Source organism: Rhizobium sp. Root1334 (assembly GCF_001426665.1).
Lineage (GTDB): Bacteria > Pseudomonadota > Alphaproteobacteria > Rhizobiales > Rhizobiaceae > Pararhizobium.
On sequence record NZ_LMEY01000015.1, the window covers coordinates 1 to 18393 of the forward strand.

Below are 18393 nucleotides of genomic sequence, written 5' to 3' on the forward strand. Positions count from 1 at the left end.
CTGATTCACACTGTCGCTCATAGGTTTCTCCGCATGATTCATGCCGAAGATGAGCGATCTTGCGTTACCGCGCTACGTGGGGTGGCCTACCCGCTTACGTTGCAACTGCGGATCTGAAAGACTTAAAGCCGATGTTGAAGAAGCGTTTTCGACGCTTGATCCAGAGGTCACGCGCCTTGGCGATGTCCGGCCTGCGCTGTTCGCTTGCCCTGAGACTTTTTTTTATTGCTCACCCCAAGCCGGTGCAAAAACCGGCCGACCTGGCCCGATGGACCTCGATGCCCCGCTCAGCCAGTTCGACGCAGAGCTCCTCCAGCGTGATCTCGCCAAAGCCCGACACCCACTCGCTGATCCATTGACCATGCGCAGAAAGCTTGCTGCCGGGTGGATGGCTTTGCCGGGCCGGAGCCAGAGAGCCGGACGATCGATGCAGGATCATCATGTTGTTGACGAACCGCGGCGACTCCCGGAAATGCCGGGCAGCCTCGCGGTTGCTATTGCCTTCTTCCACAAACGCAACGACACGCGCACGCAACTCAATCGGATGCGGCTTGCCCATGGCGGTTTCCCTTCCATGGGCAAGTGAATCACAAATCAGGACAGACAGGAATCCTGAATCTGGTTAGGTGCGACACGCTTCAGCTGCCAAAAAATATCCTCGGCTTTGAAATTCGGACCTCGATGTCGGAGACAGCGCAACATCTTGGTCAAGTATCACGACCTTCCCTCTTCAGAAGGGAAGGTCGCTCAGGGACCGCAACAGTTAACCGCCGAAACCGAAACCCACGGGCATATCCGCCAAGGTAATTCCGAAGGGCTCAAGGCTCTTTAGAATCCAGGTCTGGTTGTTGCCGATGCGGCGATTGTACTCTGCCCATGCGGAGACGAAGCTCTTGAAGGTTTCGTCTCCGCCATAGTTCAGTGCAATGACGGATGGCGTGGACAGGATTGGTGTTGGAACCATTACGGCACCGACCGTTGCAGCCTTCTTGGAAATCACAAGCCCGTTCAGCATTGTATTCACAAGGCCGTCAGCCTTGCCGGTCGAGACGGCGACGATCGCTTCGTCGCGGGTCTTGAAGCGCAGCACATTGGCTTTTGGCAGGTACTGCTGAGTGATCAGATCCTGGGCAGAGCCCAAGTCGACCGCGAACGTGTATTGCGGGTCGTTGAGTTCGGTCCAGGTCTTGTTCTTCAACTCATCCTTGGCCGAGATCAGGACGAAGCTGTTGTAGTATGTCGGATCCGAGAAGGAGACCGACATGGCGCGCACCGGTGTCGCGGTCACGGCAAAGGCCATATCCACCTTGCCGCTCTGTACATCGAGAATGGCGTTCGACCAGCTCGATTCGACCACCTCCAACTTGACGTCGAGCGTTTTGGCGATGTCGTTTGCCATGTCGATCGCAAAGCCTTGCCATTCTCCGGTGCGCGGATCCTTGCTGAAATAGGGGACCTCATTGAGGATGGCGGGGATGCGCAGGACGCCTCTGCCGCGGATGTCTTCGATCGTGCCGGCCGCCGCGGTTGTGCCAAGCAAGGTTAGGGCCAACGCGGTTACACCGCAGATTTTCGAAATTAAGTTCATCAGTGTGTTCTCCTATGTTCCCCGGATATTCTCTGACATCCGTTTGCCGCTCGTTTTGCGTTCGATCGTCAGATCGGCGGTCGAGGTCAGCCTATCGGTGAATTGAGCGAGAACAATGCTAGAGAGTTCCAGCTGCTTATGGCGTTTCTTGTATGTCGGCCCTATAACTACGGCACAGCCAATTCGTCGCTGCGGGGCGGTTCAAGCACGGGGCCAACCAGTTCCCGGCGACAGTCGTCGAACAGTTGCTGGACCATGGGATGTTTCTGCAGGAAGCCGGCATTGCCGAAGTAAACCCTGACTTCCGGCAGGTTGGTGAGCTTGGCGCTGTAGATAGTCGAATCCTCCGGTCCGACGCACCATGACGGAATGATCGAGAAGCCGAGGCCTTCCTCGACACAACGCTTGACGCTTGAGCTTCCCGAGGTGGAGATAACCGGTTGAACAGCCGCACCGTCGCGGCCGAGGAAATCGACTGCAAGGTTCCGTAACGTTTGACCCGGCTCATACGTGATGAAGGGCCGGTCCATCGCCCATCTCGGTATATTCTGCTGGTCAGGCGGAGAGCCCCACGCGCGTGGATAGACGAGGCTGAGGCGATAGCTGCCCAATAACCGCTGCGGCACGACCGGATCACCGAAGTAGCGTTCGGAAATACAGACGTCGAGACTGCCGTTCTTAACAAGTTCGGCAAGCACGGTGTCGCGCTCATAAGCGGTGAATTCCATCTCGGGAAAGATCTCGCGGAACCGCGCGAGGACCTTCGGGAACAAGTAGAAGAAGATCGCCTGGGGCATGCCGACACGCAGCGACGACCGCTGGTTCTCGATGAGCTTGGTCAAGCGCTCCAGCATGATGTCGAGTTCGGGATGCAGCAAGCTGTACAGTGTACGGCCGCGTGGCGTCAGCGAAATGCGTTTCGCCCCTTGATCGGATTCAATCAGCTTGGCCTGAAGAATCTGCTCCAGCCGCCGCACGTGGTTGGCGGCTGATTGGTAGCTCAAGTTCAGCTCGCGTGCTGCGCCGGAAAACGAACCGTGGCGCGCGACCTGATAAAAAGTCTGGATGAGTGTGAGGCTGATCTCGGCCATGGCGTGGGTCCCCCTCCTTCTTTTTTAAGGGGTCTGGGCTTTCTAGCGGATACAAAATTCGTGAACAAGCAGGGCCGTCATCTTGTATCGACGGATGATGCGTGAAGACGTCAATGTTGGCCGACAGTTCAACAATGCCCGGCGCGAAGCAATGCAATTCCACCCACCCTTTAGCGCAATCGTCATCGGTGCCGGCATCGTCGGAGCATCGACGGCCTATTTTCTGGCCAAACGCGGCGTTGCTGTTCAGCTGATTGATGCATCCGCTCCCGCTTCAGAAGCCACAGGTGCCGCTGACGGCGCAGTCTCTGTTGCGAGCAAGCGGCCTGGCCCGATGATGGCAGCCGCATTGTCGGGGGTAAGGCTCTACGCGACCCTGGCGAAAGAGGGGGTATTTGCCGGAGCCTTCAAGCACCGTTCGACCTTCATCGTTGCTGCGTCGGATGAGGAATGTGCCGTTCTGGAAGCCCATTCAGCCGCCTTGGCGACAGTCGGAGTTCGGGTCGACACATTGTCGGCCGCCAACTTGCATCAGCGGTTTCCGGTACTTTCGCTAAAAGCGAGACTGGGCGTCGAGGTGCATGACGACGGCCATGCAATCGGCTACCAGATCGTCCACCGTTTGCTGACAGCAGCCCAGATTACCGTTGATCGCAACACAAAAGTTGACGGGCTTGCCATTGCCAAGGGCGGGCGTTCCGTCACCGGCGTCTCAACACGCCGTGGCACGATTGAAGCCGATGCGGTGGTGATTGCAGCGGGTACCGGTTCGGCCGAATTCCTGAATGCAGCGGGGGTTCTGACACCGCGCAAGGGGCAACTTCTGGTGACGGAGCGTGCGCCCCGGCTCAATGCAGCCATGCCGGGTGCGATCATGTCAGGCCGCTATCTGCTCAGCAAGGGAACGCAAAAGATGGCAAACTCAACCCCAGCGCGTGGCCTTGGATTGGTGATCGACCCCCTTGTGACGGGACAGTTTTTGATCGGCGGTACACGCGAGGAGTTTGGCGACCGGCAAAGCAACGACATCGATGCCGTTTCCCGCATTCTGGCCGAAGCGGTTGCACTCGTCCCTGGACTGGCTTCACTGCGCCTGCTGCGCAGCTTTTCGGGACTGCGCACCGCTGTGGTTGACGGTCTCCCACTGGTTGGCCGGATGCCGGGTTTTGACAATGCCTATATCGCGACCGGCTTCGAGGGGGACGGCATTTGTCTTGGCCCGGTGACTGGCAAGTCGATCGTCCAACTGATCTGCGGCGAGGCGCCGGAGGTGGATCTCACGCCTTTCGACCCTTCCCGGTTCGAACGTTCTGGAGAGAAACTATGACCTCTCGCGCTTTCGGCTGGATGGGACAGTGCATCCCTTTTCGCGACGGTGAAACAGTCGCCAGCGCTCTTGAAACCGCCGGGGTCTATACCCTCGGCGCCGACGCCCTCGGTCAGGAAACCCGCTATTTCTGCGGTATTGGCGCCTGCCAATGCTGCCTCGTGCGGATCGATGGCGTTGTTCGCGAAGCCTGCATCACGCCGGCCAGGAGCGAGATGACGGTCGAAACGATGGAGGTCCGTCGTGATTGATCCTGAGGTTATTGTGATCGGTGGAGGGCCTGCCGGAATTGCTGCGGCCATAGAGGTGGCAGGTTGCGGCTATGCCGTTGAAGTCGTTGAACAGCGCGACAGCCTCGGGGGGGCCATTCATCGCCAGCCGATCAAAGGAGTTGCGCCGATCAGCCAGGCTTCCGGTCCCAAGGCTCGCTGGCGTGCGCTTTCGGACGATTTTGCTTCCGCTCGCATTCCTGTTCGCTACCGCTCTATCTTTCTTGGCGTTGATGCGGACGGGCTAGTGCTGTTCGAAAACCGCCTCGCCTGCAGCGTGGAACGTCTTCAGGCGAAAGCCGTCATCGTAGCAACGGGCGCCGTCGAAAAAGTCCTGCCGCGACCGGGCTGGCATATGGCCAAAGTTTCGACCGCCGGTGGTCTGCAGGTGATGATGAAGGAGACGGGACGCGCACCTAAGGGGCGTGTCTTGCTTGCCGGGAACGGTCCGCTTCTCATCGCCGTGACAGCTCAGATGGCCCGTCTCGGCAATCCGCCGGTGGCCATCGTCGAGGCCGGCGATCCACTTGGTCGTACAGGTGCTGGTTTCTCAATGCTCGGCCACATGTCCCTCGTGCGGGAAGCGTTCGGCTACCTCAGGACAATCTATTTGCGCGGCATACCTTGGATGCGCGCCTCACAACTCACAGCGATCGAGCGGGATGACACAAGCCTCATTGCAGTGGTCCGACGAGCAAACGGCAGGGAACAGCGAATCCCGGTCGACCGGATCGGCCTCCACGACGGGATACGACCGAATGATTTTGCCCTGCCAAATGAGAAGGCAACGTCCGTTGCTGGGCCAGTAATATTACGAGCGGGCGATTGCCGGGAATCGCTTGGTGCGTTTGCAGCCGAAGCGGACGGGCGCCGGGCGGGCCGAGCAGTTGCAGAGATTTTATCAGGTGGACATGAGCGCGCAGATCTTGGGTGTGTGAAAATCGAGCGCGCTCGCCGCGCGCAGGAAGTCCTGTCTACGCTCTTTGCCCCGGTTGGCGGCGCATGCCCGATCTCGTCACTTCCTGCCGACACAATCCTGTGCCGCTGCGAAGGCAAGACTGTCGGAGACCTGCGTAGTCTCTGTGAGCGCGCAGATCGCCTGACGGGACGGGAAATCAAACACAATGGCCGGTTCGCCATGGGGCTGTGCCAGGGCCGGTTCTGCGCTGCCAACACTGCAGCACTCATGGCAGAAATCTGGCCGCAAGCGCCGGCTCCGGTCGCAGAAGATCTGACCGGCCGCCGCTGGCCCATACGCCCCGTTTCCATCGCCGCGCTGACTGGCGCCCGCGCCACCAGCACAGAACACGAATGATAAGGAATTTCCAGATGCCGCAAACCCAGCGTATCGCTTCGCACACCGCCGCTTTTCTCGTGCGCAACCCGTTCGATGGTTCGCCGGTCGGCGAAATTGGCTTCGATACGGCAGCCGAGATCAACGCAGCCGTCGTTCGTGCCAAAGCCGCGCAGTGGGAGTTCAGGCGCTCCACGCCCGCCGTCCGCCGGTCCCTGCTGAATGCTTTGGCCGCGGAGATTGCTGCGGACGCAGAGGACCTGGCCCGGATAATCTCCAATGAGGTGGGCAAGACCATTCGCGAGGCTCGCAACGAGGTGCGTCGGGCCCAGAACACGCTGAAACTCTCCGGGGATGCGGCAACCTTCCTCGATGGGGAAGCGCTTCATTGCGCGATTGTCGAAGGTGGCGCGGAACGGCTTGCAACGATCACCTATGAACCTGTCGGTGTGGTCGGTGCCATCACGCCGTTCAACTACCCACTCAATCTTCTTTGCCACAAGGTTGGGCCGGCGATTGCTGCCGGAAACGCGGTGGTCGCCAAGCCGTCTCCAAAGGCTCCCCTTGCCGCCGCGCGTTTGCGCAAACTGGCGCTGAAGGCCGGCTGGCCAGCCGATCTGTTCCAGATTGTACACGGCACGGCGGACGCCGCCCTCTCGCTTGCCGCTTCCCCGATTGATCTCCTCTCCTTTACCGGCGGCCCGGCCGCAGGCCTTGCATTGAAGAATGCCAGCGGGCTGGTACGATGCCTGATGGAGCTTGGTGGCAACGACCCGCTCTTCGTCTTGCCTGACGCAGACCTCGACAAGGCTGTTGCAACGACGATCGGGCACCGGTTCGAGATCGCCGGCCAAAGCTGCGCTGCCGTCAAGAAGCTCTACTTGCACAAGGATATCGAGAAGGCCTTCGTCGAAAAGTTGCTTGCCTCGGTCGATGCCGTCGAGTTCGGCGATCCGGCGCGCGAAGACACCGACATGGGCACTGTCATCGATCTGGCTGCTGCACGCATTGTCGCCGAGCGCGTCAACGCTACAATTTCCAACAATGCCGGCCAGTTGTTGGCGGGCGGCACGCACGACGGCACGGTTTTCGCACCGACTGTGATTGCCAATGTCGCCGCCGATGCACCGGTCATTACCGACGAAACTTTCGGTCCGATTATCGCGATCCGCAGCTTTACAGATCCTCACGCCGCGATAGCCGAGGTCAATGCCGGGTCCTACGGGCTGCAGGCGGGAGTCTTTACCAACGACCATGCGCTGATCAAAGCCTTCTCGCGTGATTTGGTCGTCGGTGGCGTGATGATCAACGAAGGCCCGGACTTCCGTGCAGAACATGTGCCCTTCGGCGGCGTCAAGCGCTCCGGCCTCGGTCGCGAAGGTGTTCGCATCGCTCTTCGCGAAATGTCGGAGCCAAAGGTCGTGATCGACTGAGGAGCGGGTTATGCGAATAGCCATTATGGGGGCCTCAGGCCGTGTCGGTACCCGGCTCGTCGAGGTCATCCTCGCCAACCCGGGGCTGGAGCTTGCTTCAGCGCTGGTTTCTCCGAAATCAGGGAGGATCGGTTCGCCGGTCGCCGGTGGCAGCATCGAGTACCGTTCGGCGGATGCCGCGATGCGAAGCCATTGCGACGTCATCATTGATTTTTCGACCCCGGCCGCGAGCCTCGCGCTGCAACAGGATATCGGCAGCAAGGCGATCCCGTTCGTGATTGGCACCACCGGATTCTCGCCTGAAGAGAATGTGCGGCTGGCCGCGTTCAGTGCACACCGGCCGTTGCTGTTGAGCGCCAATTTTGCCCATGGTTTCGAAGTGTTCCGGAAAGCGGCCGTTGATTTCGCTCAGAGTGCCCCGGATGCCGACGCGACCGTCAGCGAAACCTATCACGCACGCAAGAAGGCCGATCCATCCGGCACGTCGCGCCTGCTTGCCACCGAACTTTTCGAGGCACGTAGCCGTGCGATGGGTTTTGCCGCGCCTGAACCGGTCATCGCTGTTCACCGCGAAGGCGATACCGTCGGGGTGAATGAAATCCGGTTCGATATGGGTACTGCCGAAGCTGTGTTCACCTACCGCGTTCATACGCTCGGTGCCTATGCTGTGGGCGCGCTTGCGGCTGCGCAATGGCTGGTTTCCAGACGGCGCCCCGCCAGGCTCTATAGCCTCGCTGATTGCCTTAACGTTTGATAATAGAGAGGAATATGACAATGACCAAGCAGAGCCTCGGCCACCGGTTCAACGGTGTCTTTACCGCCCTCGTCACGCCGTTCAAGAACGGCGAAGTTGATTACGCTGCGTTTGATGCCCTTGTTGAGCGGCAGATCAGCGCCGGTGTCGCGGGCCTTGTTCCGGTCGGCACGACGGGTGAAGCTGCGACCCTTTCCGATGATGAGGCTAATGCTTTGATTGCCCGGACCGTTGAACTGTCGGCCGGCCGCGTCCTGACAATGGCAGGCGCCGGTGGCAACGACACGAGAGCGACCATCGGAAAAGTGCAGCGGGCAGAAAAGGCGGGTGCCGATGCCGTCCTAATCGTTACCCCATACTATAACAGACCAACCCAGGACGGGCTGATCGCCCACTACAGCGCTGCAGCAAGCGCTACGTCGCTGCCCATCATGCTTTACTCCGTGCCTGGGCGCTGCGGCGTGGAGATTACCCCGGAAACCTGTGCCGCTCTAATAGATCGTCATGAGAATATCGTTGCTATCAAGGAAGCTGGCGGATCTGCCACCCGCGTCACCCAGCTTCGTTCGGCTTGCGGCGATCGGTTGATCATCCATTCCGGCGACGATGCCCTGACGCTGCCATTTCTCTCACTCGGTGCTGTCGGGGTGACCAGCGTGGTCGCCAATGTTGCGCCGCGCGAAATGGTTCAACTGGTTGAAGCCTGGCAAAATGGTGACATGGCGCGTGCATTGGCGCTGCACGAGCTCATCGCCGAACTCACTGACGGCATGTTCATCGAATCCAATCCCGCACCCGTCAAGACGGCATTGGCGCTCTCCAAACTCGCCGGCGCGGAAATGCGGTTGCCGATGGTGCCGGTCTCGCCTGCCAATCTTGAACGCCTTGGCGGCATCCTCGTCCGCTTCGCTTCAGCCACTGCCGTCTTCCAAGAAAATCGCTAAGCGCGTGCATCAGCTTTGCATTGCCCGTTAGAAACGGGCGTACGACTATCAACTGCCGATCCCAGTTCTGTCGGGGATCGGCAAAAATGACCAGGGGAATAAAATGAAAGCCCACCACGGCCAACACCGGTGTTCCCGGACGAATGACAAATCCGCGGCCTGTCCGAGCGGTCAAGCGGGGGGGGTGTAATGAATTACAATTGGGATTTTCATGCTGTCTTGCAGTCCTGGGACCTCTTCCTCTGGGGGCTTTGGATCACGATCATCTATACCTTCGGGTCCATCCTATTTGGCGTTGTAATCGGATTCTTGACGTGCGCGGCCCGGCTGTCGGGCCTGTGGGGCGTCAATGCCATTGCCCGCGTTTATCAGGAAATGTTCCGCTGCACGCCTCTACTCGTCCAGCTTTTGTGGTTCTATTATGCTTTCCCGCTGCTCATCGGCGGTTCGATCGACAACCGCGTTGCGGCCTTGCTGACGCTGTCGCTCTATGTCGGCGCATTCTACGCCGAAATTTTTCGTGGAGGCATCGTATCGATCGACAAGGGACAACATGAGGCCGCAGCTGCGATCGGTATGAGTTCTTGGCAATCCATGTACCGGATTATTCTGCCACAGGCCATGAAACGCGTGCTGCCATCATTCATCAATCAATCCGTTATCCAATTCAAGAACACCTCTCTTGTTTCGGTCATCTCGGTGGCGGACCTCGCCTACATGGCGGCTGTGGTTAACGGACAGACGTACAGGCCGCTCGAATCCTACACTTTGATGGCTGGTCTCTACATCGCGATGTTGCTGCCGCTGACCCAGGCCGCGGACTGGATCGAGCGACGCCTCAAGGTCAGCGACTAACGGAAACGGATGCACGAACATGACACTCAATCCCGAAATGAACGCCCCCGTGATCGAAGCCATCAGCCTGCGCAAAAGCTATGGCACACATGAAGTCCTTAAAGGGCTCGACCTCAGTCTGGCACGGGGAGAGGTGGTCGCGCTGATCGGCCCGTCCGGTTCAGGCAAGTCTACCTTCATTCGTTGTCTCAACATGATGGAAACACCGACACAGGGAACAATCCGGTTCCGAGAAAAATCCGTCAGCAGAAGGTTCGCCGACAAGGGCGAGGAGATCGGCATTGGCACATTGCGCCGCCATGTTGGCATGGTGTTCCAGCACTTCAATCTTTTTCCGCACAAGACGGTTCTACAAAACGTTACCGAGGGGCCGATCATCGTTTGCAGGCGGACTCGGAAAGAGGCGGAGGAACTGGCAATGGATTTGCTCTCCCAGGTCGGCCTGGCCGAGAAGCACTCCGCATATCCGAACCATCTATCAGGTGGGCAGAAACAACGTGTCGCGATTGCCCGCGCGCTCGCCATGGAACCCGAGGTGCTGTTGCTTGACGAAGTCACCAGCGCGCTCGACCCGGAACTTGTCGGCGAGGTGCTGTCCGTCATTCGTGGTCTTGCCGATAAGGGTATGACAATGGCGATCGTCACACACGAAATGGCGTTCGCAGCCGACGTTGCAACCCGCATCCTTTTCCTCGATCAGGGTGTGATCGCTGAGACCGGCTCCGCCGAAGATGTTATCCTCAACCCGAAAAACCCAAGACTTCAGGGCTTCGTGGCGCGATTCAATGGATAAGCGCGACGTGAAGAAATTGAATGTGTGCATATTCGGGGCGGGCGAAATCGGTACGGCGCTCGCCGTTGCATTGGCAAGAACGGAAAGCTTCTCGGTTACGATCGTCGACCGATCGGAGGGCGCGCTCGATCGCGTGCGGGCGATGCAAACGAGAGCGAAAGCGCGCGTTTTAAGCCATCCCGACGATCTGCAGGCGGTCCTGCTGGGCCAGAATGTTGCGGTTGCGGCCGTGCCGGAGGCCGCGATTAATGAAATCGCCCGGGCTGCGGCGCGAGCGGGCGTGCATTATCTCGATTTCGTTGGCGCCAAACCGGGGACGCTGGAGATACTCGAGCCTTTGGCTCAGCATCGCGCCGTTTTTAACGGCTGTGGTGTGTCACCTGGGATCATCGAAAATGTCGCCTGGGGTCTGCTTGCGTCTTTTGTATCCGCAACAGACTTGACCATTCGTGTCGGTTCCGTTCCACAGTATCCAACAAACCGGCTTGGCTACGGCCAGATCTGGAATGTCGACGGACTGATCAGCGAGTACACCCGGCCCAGCGCTGCCGTTCGCGACGGAAAGCCGGTGTGGATATCTCCGCTTGAAGAATACGGCCAGATTATCATCGGCGGCGTCACCTACGAGGAATTCATCACGTCAGGTGGTGTCGAGGATCTCTCAATATTTTCGCAGGCCTCCCCAAAGAACGTGACAATCAAGACCATTCGCTATCCCGGGCACCTTGAATATATGCGCTTTCTGCTCGACGATCTTGGACTTCGCCATCGTCGGGACATGCTAAAGTCTCTCCTGTACAACGGCCTGCCAGTCATCGAGGATGACGTTCTGCTTCTTGTCATCACCGCCCGCGGCCTGCGTGGCCGAAAACCGACCGAACGGACGATCTGCCATCAGTTCTCACCGAACCACGTCGTGGGTCCATTCAATGCGCTGACCTCCGTCGCAACCGGTTACGCAGCAACCCTGCTGTCGATGCTGAGTCGAGGCGACATTGAGCCCAGCGGTTTTGTGGCGCATCATCGCTTCGACACGAAGTCCTTGCTCAGGGAGCCCTTCCTCGGACCCTTGCTCTCGTGACCACGCTGCAATAGCCGGGTCCATTCCGGTCGTGTCGGAGTGCGGATGGGGCTGGAACAAGAGCTGCTCGAAATCATACGGTAGACGTGAACGAATGATAGATCTCAGGCTGCTTGGGAATTGAACGAACAATTCGGCAAGATCGTCGTGACGGTTTGATGCCAAACCGGTAGTGCGAACGTACTTGGGTGACATCAGTCGCACTTCGTGTCCTCATGCTGCGAAAAGTCAACCAAGGTCATGAGCCCCGCAGCATGCTTCCATTGCAATGATATTCTCGCCATTTTGATTTCCTAGAGAAGCTGGCAGACCAGACATTCTGGGAGGAGAACTATTGATGCTTAACTGGCTTGATCAACGACGGACACGGCGGCGAAATATCGCCGGCTTCTGGATGTATAGGACCATACGACCGATGACGATAGTTGCGACATGGGCAGCCGTCAGCTTGTCGGGGCTCGGCAATCGGGCATTTTCGCAAGAGGCACTTTACGTTGGGCGGCCAGGGCTCGCCGAGCCAGAGGGGACCCCGCTTGAAATTGCGACCTGCGAAACCATCAAACAGACACTGGATGGCTTCCAGCCACAGCGGGATCGGGTTGACCTTTGGATCTCCGGTCCGCTTACGCTCGTGCATACCGACAAGGTCCTCTGGTATCTTGCAGTCTGTCCGGACACCGAAATTCGCGTGATGTGCGTCACCTATTCCGACAATGGCATGAGGACAGGCGATCACGTCGTTCTGACGGGCGCGTTGGAAATCCAAGATCGTAAACACGCGGTCCTCGACCCCTGCCTTGCCTCACGCGATTAGACGGCGATCAACTAATGCTACGTCAAAGCGTCTCTCCGCCGGCATGGGTTTCTCCTCTTTCTGGCACGAGATGATATGGACCACACGAAACTCGTTCCTCCGCCCCGTGGTCAGTAGTCAAGAATTTCGTGGCCGTGGAGACGCTCGTGACGCGAGGGTTGTTATCACGGGGCGCAGCGGCATCGGCTATGTAGTTCGCGAAAACAGGCGGAGGCGCTTGATTGGGGTCCATGAGCAATCGCGCGACAACGTCGGCGGTGAGCGCAACTATGATTGAACCTACGGCGCGCTAAGTTTCCAGGCGCGTTTTGTCGTCGGTATATTCAGCGCCAATCTCAGTTCGCGCCCCGTTCCTGGCGGCGTGACGACGGCCTGATAGCCGCCATCGAATTCGTCGCAGAGAAAGGCGACCGCGCCTTTTTCGACCCCGTCAAGAAAATCGGCCCGCAGGCCCTGCCGCCCTACTAAAGCGAGGCGTCGGTCGCGCCATGACGCAGGGCGATATCCGGCCTTTGGCCCCCCGCTCTGCCTCATCCGCGAGGATGCCGACATCGTCGTCAAGGCAACAGCCGGCCCTGCGAAAGCCGTTCTCGGGCAAGACTTGAAATGAATGGGGCCGGATAACCACCGCATGGGAACTTGCAGACCTATTTAATTGCCGGTGGCTCGCGGGACCGTGCAGATGAGTGTCTATGAGACGTACAGTCCATTGCGAAAGCTGAAGCGAGGATTCGATTTACTCTTGTATTTTTAGCATTACATATGTATCTGCATCTCGCAGGCTTTGAATTTTCCGGACCCAGATCCATTCGAAGCCCTCGCGCACCGTCCAGGCGGGAGGAGACCTCGCCTAGCTCAAGGGAGATCAGCATGAAGAAACTCGCCATATTGCTGGCATGCGCCACCGCGCTTGCCCTGCCTGTCACAGCGTCTGCTCAGGATGCGCAAGGCACCATCAAGAAAGACGCATACCGCTTTGTCGTCGTACCGAAGGTCGTGCATCCGTGGTTCGACAAGGTGAATGAAGGCGCGCAGGCCGCGGCCGCGGCCATCAAGGCTCAGACCGGCTCCAGCGTCGAAGTCATCTATTCCGCACCGCAGTCCGCGGACGTCGTTCAGCAGAACCAGATCATTGACAGCGCCCTTGCGACGCAACCCGATGGACTGGCGCTCGACCTGCTCGATCCCTCGGGCAACCGCGCTTCACTCGAAGAAGCACAGAACCAGAATATCCCTCTGGTCATTTTCGATTCTATTCCCCCGGAAGGCATGGCTATTCCCTATATTGGTTCGGACTTCTGCGAGCAGGCGAAGATTGCCGCTCGTCGCCTCGTCGAGGTTCTCGGCGGTGAAGGCGAAGTCGCCATCATGCAGGGCGTTCCGACCGCGCCGAACCACTCGATCCGCGCCGAATGCCACCGCCAGATCTTTGCCGAACATCCAGGCATCAAGGTTGTTGCAGAAGGCATCGACAATGACAGCATCGAGACGGCGCAGCAGCAGGCAGCCGCCATCATGCAATCAAACCCGAACCTCAAGGGTTGGGTCGCATCCGATGCCGCCGGCCCGATCGGTATCGGCCAGGCGATCGTCGAAGCCGGCAAGCAGGGCAAGGTTACTCTCGTTGGGCTCGACAACCTGCCGGAAATGCTCGACATGATCCGCGACGGCGTTGCTGACAGCTCGTCGGCCTCGCAGCCGGAACTGCAGGGCTATTGGTCAGTCATGTTGCTCTGGGCGCAGGCAACGGGTGCCAAGGTGCCGGGTTACCTCGACACCGGCAACGCTTTCCTCACCAAGGAAAACGTAGGCAAGTGATCCGGTAAGACCGGACCTGCCGTGAGGCACGGGATTCCCGTGCCTCTTCCATCTCACTACGACGCTGAGGTGCCCCATGGCTTATCTTGAAACCCGCGGCCTTGGCCGGGATTTTCCCGGCGTCACCGCACTCAACGGGGTCGATCTTTCGATCGAACTTGGCCGCACGCACATTTTCGCGGGCGAGAACGGTGCCGGCAAATCCACTCTCGTAAAGATCCTGACCGGCACCGACCGGGCTTCGCGCGGCGATATCCTGATCGATGGCCGCAACCCTGTCGACGATCCCGCTCTTTACAAGAATGTCGCCTACGTTCCTCAGGAGCTCAATCTCTTTCCGCAGATGAGCGTTGCAGAGAACTTGTTTATGCCGTTCAGCCGGACAGGTCACGGCGGGCTTCTCGTAAACCGCAGTGCTCTCGTCGAGGAGGCTCGCAGCTATCTTGAACGGTTCGGCATCGAGGCAGACCCGCGCGAGCTCGTGGCAAATATCTCGGTCTCCGACCAGCAACTCCTCCAGATCGCCCGCGCCTGTACCAACGCGGATATGAAGGTGCTTATTCTCGACGAACCGACGTCATCCCTGACGCGCGTCGAGGTAGACCGGGTCTTCAAGGTCATCCGGGGCCTGCTCGACCGCGACCACGCCATCGTCTTCATCAGCCACAAGATGGACGAAGTCTTCTCCATCGGCGACAACTACACCGTGCTGCGCAATGGCGAAAAGATCGAAAGTGGCAAGATCGCCGATATTTCCGAAGCGGATCTGATCCGCGCCATGTCCGGCCGCGACATCGCTTTTGACGACCATTTCCGCCCCCAAGGTGTTGCCACCGACACGATCATGACGGTGCGCGGCCTTTCCGGCTCCCGCTTCCGGGATGTCAATTTCGAGTTGCGCCGTGGAGAAATTCTTGGCTTTGCCGGCCTCGTCGGCGCCGGCCGCTCGGAAATCATGCAGACGATTTTCGGTTTCCTGAAAGCCAAGGCAGGCACTGTGACGGTCGAGGGAAAGCCCTGGACGCTCAACGATACGGCCTCGTCGGTCGATGGCGGCATGCTCTACCTCTCGGAAGAACGCAAGCATCACGGCATCTTCCCGCTGCTTTCGCTGCGCGAAAACATCGGGATTTCCATCCTGTCGCTGACCAGGGGTTCCCTCGGCATCAGCGGCGGGCGGGAGCGCGAGGCCGTCCAGAAGATCATCGACGACTACGGCATCCGCACGTCAGGCATGGGCAAGCGCATCTCGCAGTTGTCCGGCGGCAACCAGCAGAAGGCCATCATTGGCAGAGCCATGGCGACACGGCCGCGCGTGCTGATCTTCGACGAGCCGACGAAGGGCATCGACATCCGGACCAAGACCGAGATCTACAGGATCATGAAGGGTCTGGCCGAAGAAGGCGTCGGCGTCATTCTCGTTTCCTCGGAACTCGACGAACTCAAGAAGTGCGCCAGCCGCATCATCACGATGCACCATGGTCGCATCACCGGCGCATTCGACACCGCCGGAACGAACAATGAAACACTCGTAGGCGCCATTTTCGGCACGGAGGTGAAAGCCGATGCAAACTAATTCCCTGTCCCTCCTGACGCGCAGCCCGCTTGCCGGCGTTTTCGTCGCGCTCGCTGTCATCTTCACGCTCTCGGCGCTGATCTCCCCCTATTTTCTCACGCCCTATAACCTCTCGGTTATTGCGCGCGGTCTCGCCTTCGTCGGCCTTATCACAATCGCACAGTCCATGCTGATGGTGCTTGGCGAACTTGACCTGTCGCTCGGCGTGATCGGTGGCCTGTGTGGCGTCATTTCCGGAATCCTTATGGTGCGGCTCGGGCTTGAGCCCTATTCAGCGATGTTTCTCGCGATCTTGCTCGGCGCGTTTCTGGGCCTTCTCAACGGCCTTCTGGTGACAGTGCTGCGGCTTCACTCGCTGGTCCTGACCATCGGCACAGCCGGCATCTTCGGTGGCGCCAACCTTGTTCTTACACGCGGCGTCGCGATCACCGGCATCCCGAAGAACTTGCATTATCTGGGCCGTGGCGATTTCCTCGGCATGCCCGTACCCTTCGTGATCATGCTCGTCGCGCTCGCCGTCGCCACCTTCGTCATGCTGAAGACGCCCTTCGGTCGCTACATGTATGCGATCGGCAACAACCAAGCCGGCGCCCGCATGCTCGGCATCAAGGTCGACAAAGTTCGCCTACTAGTCTTCGGAGTCGCCGGCGCGATCGCTGCCCTGGCCGGCGTACTGATGGTCGCCCGTCTCGGCACGGCGCAACCGTCGATCGGCGAGACCTGGGTGCTGGCTCCCATCGCAGCTTCGGTCATCGGCGGCGTCGCCACGACCGGTGGCATCGGCAGCCCGATCGGGGCCATCTTCGGTGCTGGCATCATCGCCATCATCGAAAACATCATCGTGCTCTTCGGTGTCTCGCCCTACTGGCAGGGTATAGTTTCGGGCGCGATCGTCGTACTCGCCATTTCCTTCGACGCCATTTCCCGCCGCTATCTCCGTCGCGACGCTTGACGCATCCGGCTGCTTCGCTCTGACGAAAGAAAAAAGAATGAACCAGGAAGTCAAAACCAAGAAACTGATCAACGCGCCGGAAAACATCGTCGCTGAGATGATCGAGGGCATGGTCGGCGCCCATCCGGACATATTGCGCGTCGAGGGGGAAACCGGCCGCGCGGTCGTTGCAGTCGATGGTCCGCGTGATGGCAAGGTCGGTATCGTCGTTGGCGGCGGATCAGGCCATGAGCCTGCCTTCGCCGGCTACGTCGGCCGTGGTCTTGCCGATGCCGCGGCTGTCGGCAACATCTTCGCTTCCCCCTCCCCGTCGCACATTGTCGAAGCGGCTCGCGCCGTGGATGGCGGCGTCGGTATCGTGATGCTCTACGGCAACTACACCGGTGACGTTCTCAACTTTACCATGGCAGCGGAAGAGCTAGAGCAGGTCGGCATTCCCGTGCGTCATGTGGCTGTTGCCGACGATGTTGCCTCCGCTCCGATCGACCGCAAGTCCGAACGCCGCGGTATTGCCGGCGACTTCTTCGTCTTCAAGATCGCCGGTGCCGCCGCCGACCTTGGTGAACCGCTGGCGCGCGTCGAGGCGCTTGCTCATGCCGCAAACGATGCCACCCGTTCCATGGGTGTCGCGCTCAGCCCCTGTTCGCTGCCGCAGACAGGCAAACCCAATTTCACGATCGGCAACGACGAGATGGAAATCGGCATGGGGCTCCACGGCGAGCCTGGCATTCGCCGCCAGCAGCTCGCAACAGCCGATGAAGTCACCGATGAGCTTGTCGATGCCATTCTGAAGGAACTTCAGGTCAAGGCGGGTGAACGGGTTGCGGTTCTGGTCAATGGTCTCGGTGCGACCTCGCAAATCGAGCTCTATATCATCTTCCGCCGCGTCAAGCAGCGGCTGGATGCACATGGCGTCGAGATCCATGCCTCTTGGGTCGGCGAATACGCGACATCTCTGGAAATGGCCGGCGCGTCGGTTACGCTGATCAAGCTTGATGACACGCTGCAGGCGCTGCTGGATCATCCCTGCCACACCCAGGCTCTCGTCGTCGGCGCTTTCGAGAAGACCCGCGGTACCCCTTCACGTAACCGCCAGACAGCCAAACCTGCTGAAGGCGCAGCGCCGTCCCAAGAGAAGCCGCGTATCCTCATCACCGAAGGCGACGTGACCCCTGCGATTTTCAAAGCGATGATGCACACGGTCGGCGAGCAAATCATCGCCGAGAAGAACTGGCTTTCTGAACTCGATGGCGTGATCGGCGACGGCGACCACGGCATTACTATGGAAATAGGCTGGAAAGCAGTGCAACTGGCTTTGAAGGATGCCCAAGAAGACGAGACGATCGAATCAATCTGCAAGCGTATGGCAAAAGCGTTTCTGGATGCCGTCGGCGCTTCCTCCGGCCCGCTGTATGCCACGGCATTCCTGCGCGCGGGCACGGCGGTCGGCAACCGTCTCAATCTCGATGGCGTCGGCATGGCGGAATGGCTGAACGCCGCCTGCCAGGGCATTCGCGACCGTGGCCGGGCCGAACCTGGCGACAAGACGATGATCGATGCATGGGTGCCTGCCGTCGAAGCCGCGGCAAAGGCCGCCGCCAATGGTGGCTCCTCGCTTGCTGTGCTGGTCGCGGCAAGAGACGGCGGCGAGGCGGGTATGAAGGCAACGGCTGCGCTGGAATCACGCCGCGGCCGTTCCGCCAAGCTCGGCGAGCGCTCCGTTGGCCATATTGACCCCGGTGCTGCCTCGACCTTTCTCACGCTGCGCGCCATGTCGGCGGCACTTGAGAAGGCACTCGTCTGA

The 18393-nt window shown here is 59.4% G+C and carries 17 protein-coding genes and 1 pseudogene; 15 read left to right on the top strand and 3 right to left on the bottom strand.

The features are described 5' to 3' along the window. Positions 1–229 precede the first annotated feature (229 nt). The 3 genes from ASD36_RS17690 to ASD36_RS17700 form a co-directional block, all read right to left on the bottom strand. Positions 230–559 (bottom strand): transposase, encoded by a 330-nt coding sequence (locus tag ASD36_RS17690; protein ID WP_244489854.1) that lies wholly within the window; start codon positions 557–559, stop codon positions 230–232. A 204-nt stretch (positions 560–763) separates the two neighbouring features. Further along, entirely contained in the window at positions 764–1588 is an 825-nt protein-coding gene (locus ASD36_RS17695; RefSeq protein ID WP_060510600.1) for a transporter substrate-binding domain-containing protein, read from the bottom strand. Between the two features lie 167 nt (positions 1589–1755). Then, a complete protein-coding gene (locus ASD36_RS17700) occupies positions 1756–2679 on the bottom strand; it encodes a LysR family transcriptional regulator (protein WP_060510602.1) in 924 nt (307 codons plus the stop codon). Between the two features lie 94 nt (positions 2680–2773). Here ASD36_RS17700 and ASD36_RS17705 point away from each other — a divergent pair, with 94 nt between their 5' ends. From ASD36_RS17705 to dhaL, 15 genes and pseudogenes are all read left to right on the top strand, one after another. Further along, a complete protein-coding gene (locus ASD36_RS17705) occupies positions 2774–4006 on the top strand; it encodes an FAD-binding oxidoreductase (protein WP_244489855.1) in 1233 nt (410 codons plus the stop codon). Then, on the top strand, positions 4003–4257 hold the full coding sequence (locus ASD36_RS17710) for a 2Fe-2S iron-sulfur cluster-binding protein (RefSeq protein WP_060510604.1): 255 nt from the start codon (positions 4003–4005) through the stop codon (positions 4255–4257). Before ASD36_RS17705 ends, ASD36_RS17710 begins: the two co-directional genes overlap by 4 nt. Beyond that, on the top strand, positions 4250–5590 hold the full coding sequence (locus tag ASD36_RS17715; protein WP_060510607.1) for an FAD-dependent oxidoreductase: 1341 nt from the start codon (positions 4250–4252) through the stop codon (positions 5588–5590). The genes ASD36_RS17710 and ASD36_RS17715 overlap by 8 nt, the downstream gene beginning before the upstream one ends. Before the next feature lie 14 nt (positions 5591–5604). Next, the gene (locus ASD36_RS17720) at positions 5605–7002 is read left to right on the top strand and encodes an aldehyde dehydrogenase family protein (protein ID WP_060510609.1); all 1398 of its coding nucleotides are present in this window, start codon (positions 5605–5607) and stop codon (positions 7000–7002) included. Between the two features lie 10 nt (positions 7003–7012). Beyond that, positions 7013–7756: a dihydrodipicolinate reductase C-terminal domain-containing protein gene (locus ASD36_RS17725; protein ID WP_060510610.1), complete on the top strand. Its 744-nt coding sequence runs from the start codon at positions 7013–7015 to the stop codon at positions 7754–7756. A gap of 20 nt (positions 7757–7776) precedes the next feature. Continuing rightward, positions 7777–8700: a 4-hydroxy-tetrahydrodipicolinate synthase gene (gene dapA, locus ASD36_RS17730; protein ID WP_060510613.1), complete on the top strand. Its 924-nt coding sequence runs from the start codon at positions 7777–7779 to the stop codon at positions 8698–8700. Positions 8701–8889: 189 nt separating this feature from the next. Then, positions 8890–9555, top strand: coding sequence for an amino acid ABC transporter permease (locus tag ASD36_RS17735; RefSeq protein WP_060510615.1), 666 nt, complete (start codon positions 8890–8892; stop codon positions 9553–9555). A 19-nt stretch (positions 9556–9574) separates the two neighbouring features. Then, the gene (locus ASD36_RS17740; protein WP_277996004.1) at positions 9575–10348 is read left to right on the top strand and encodes an amino acid ABC transporter ATP-binding protein; all 774 of its coding nucleotides are present in this window, start codon (positions 9575–9577) and stop codon (positions 10346–10348) included. Between the two features lie 7 nt (positions 10349–10355). After that, positions 10356–11429, top strand: a complete 1074-nt coding sequence (locus tag ASD36_RS17745) for a saccharopine dehydrogenase C-terminal domain-containing protein (RefSeq protein WP_112834638.1) — start codon at positions 10356–10358, stop codon at positions 11427–11429. 415 nt (positions 11430–11844) lie between these two features. Next, positions 11845–12243 carry a hypothetical protein gene (locus ASD36_RS17750; protein ID WP_156393885.1) on the top strand — a complete coding sequence of 133 codons (399 nt, stop codon included), beginning with the start codon at positions 11845–11847 and terminating at the stop codon, positions 12241–12243. Between the two features lie 360 nt (positions 12244–12603). After that, positions 12604–12853 (top strand): annotated as a pseudogene (locus ASD36_RS31500) (aspartate aminotransferase family protein); the annotation flags it as partial. A gap of 260 nt (positions 12854–13113) precedes the next feature. After that, a complete protein-coding gene (locus tag ASD36_RS17755) occupies positions 13114–14061 on the top strand; it encodes a substrate-binding domain-containing protein (protein WP_060501562.1) in 948 nt (315 codons plus the stop codon). A gap of 76 nt (positions 14062–14137) precedes the next feature. Next, the gene (locus ASD36_RS17760; protein ID WP_060510620.1) at positions 14138–15637 is read left to right on the top strand and encodes a sugar ABC transporter ATP-binding protein; all 1500 of its coding nucleotides are present in this window, start codon (positions 14138–14140) and stop codon (positions 15635–15637) included. Continuing rightward, the gene (locus ASD36_RS17765; protein ID WP_060510622.1) at positions 15627–16589 is read left to right on the top strand and encodes an ABC transporter permease; all 963 of its coding nucleotides are present in this window, start codon (positions 15627–15629) and stop codon (positions 16587–16589) included. Before ASD36_RS17760 ends, ASD36_RS17765 begins: the two co-directional genes overlap by 11 nt. Positions 16590–16626: 37 nt before the next feature. Next, the gene (gene dhaL / locus ASD36_RS17770) at positions 16627–18393 is read left to right on the top strand and encodes a dihydroxyacetone kinase subunit DhaL (protein WP_060510624.1); all 1767 of its coding nucleotides are present in this window, start codon (positions 16627–16629) and stop codon (positions 18391–18393) included.

Excerpts from the sequence above, each read along its gene's own strand:
- ASD36_RS17720 (WP_060510609.1), top strand. The coding sequence starts at position 5,605 with ATGCCGCAAACCCAGCGTATCGCTTCGCACACCGCCGCTTTTCTCGTG.
- ASD36_RS17725 (WP_060510610.1), top strand. The coding sequence starts at position 7,013 with ATGCGAATAGCCATTATGGGGGCCTCAGGCCGTGTCGGTACCCGGCTC.
- ASD36_RS17700 (WP_060510602.1), bottom strand. The coding sequence starts at position 2,679 with ATGGCCGAGATCAGCCTCACACTCATCCAGACTTTTTATCAGGTCGCG.
- ASD36_RS17750 (WP_156393885.1), top strand. The coding sequence starts at position 11,845 with ATGACGATAGTTGCGACATGGGCAGCCGTCAGCTTGTCGGGGCTCGGC.
- dhaL (WP_060510624.1), top strand. The coding sequence starts at position 16,627 with ATGAACCAGGAAGTCAAAACCAAGAAACTGATCAACGCGCCGGAAAAC.
- ASD36_RS17740 (WP_277996004.1), top strand. The coding sequence starts at position 9,575 with ATGACACTCAATCCCGAAATGAACGCCCCCGTGATCGAAGCCATCAGC.
- ASD36_RS17765 (WP_060510622.1), top strand. The coding sequence starts at position 15,627 with ATGCAAACTAATTCCCTGTCCCTCCTGACGCGCAGCCCGCTTGCCGGC.
- ASD36_RS17705 (WP_244489855.1), top strand. The coding sequence starts at position 2,774 with ATGATGCGTGAAGACGTCAATGTTGGCCGACAGTTCAACAATGCCCGG.
- ASD36_RS17690 (WP_244489854.1), bottom strand. The coding sequence starts at position 559 with ATGGGCAAGCCGCATCCGATTGAGTTGCGTGCGCGTGTCGTTGCGTTT.
- dapA (WP_060510613.1), top strand. The coding sequence starts at position 7,777 with ATGACCAAGCAGAGCCTCGGCCACCGGTTCAACGGTGTCTTTACCGCC.
- ASD36_RS17760 (WP_060510620.1), top strand. The coding sequence starts at position 14,138 with ATGGCTTATCTTGAAACCCGCGGCCTTGGCCGGGATTTTCCCGGCGTC.
- ASD36_RS17735 (WP_060510615.1), top strand. The coding sequence starts at position 8,890 with ATGAATTACAATTGGGATTTTCATGCTGTCTTGCAGTCCTGGGACCTC.
- ASD36_RS17755 (WP_060501562.1), top strand. The coding sequence starts at position 13,114 with ATGAAGAAACTCGCCATATTGCTGGCATGCGCCACCGCGCTTGCCCTG.
- ASD36_RS17695 (WP_060510600.1), bottom strand. The coding sequence starts at position 1,588 with ATGAACTTAATTTCGAAAATCTGCGGTGTAACCGCGTTGGCCCTAACC.
- ASD36_RS17710 (WP_060510604.1), top strand. The coding sequence starts at position 4,003 with ATGACCTCTCGCGCTTTCGGCTGGATGGGACAGTGCATCCCTTTTCGC.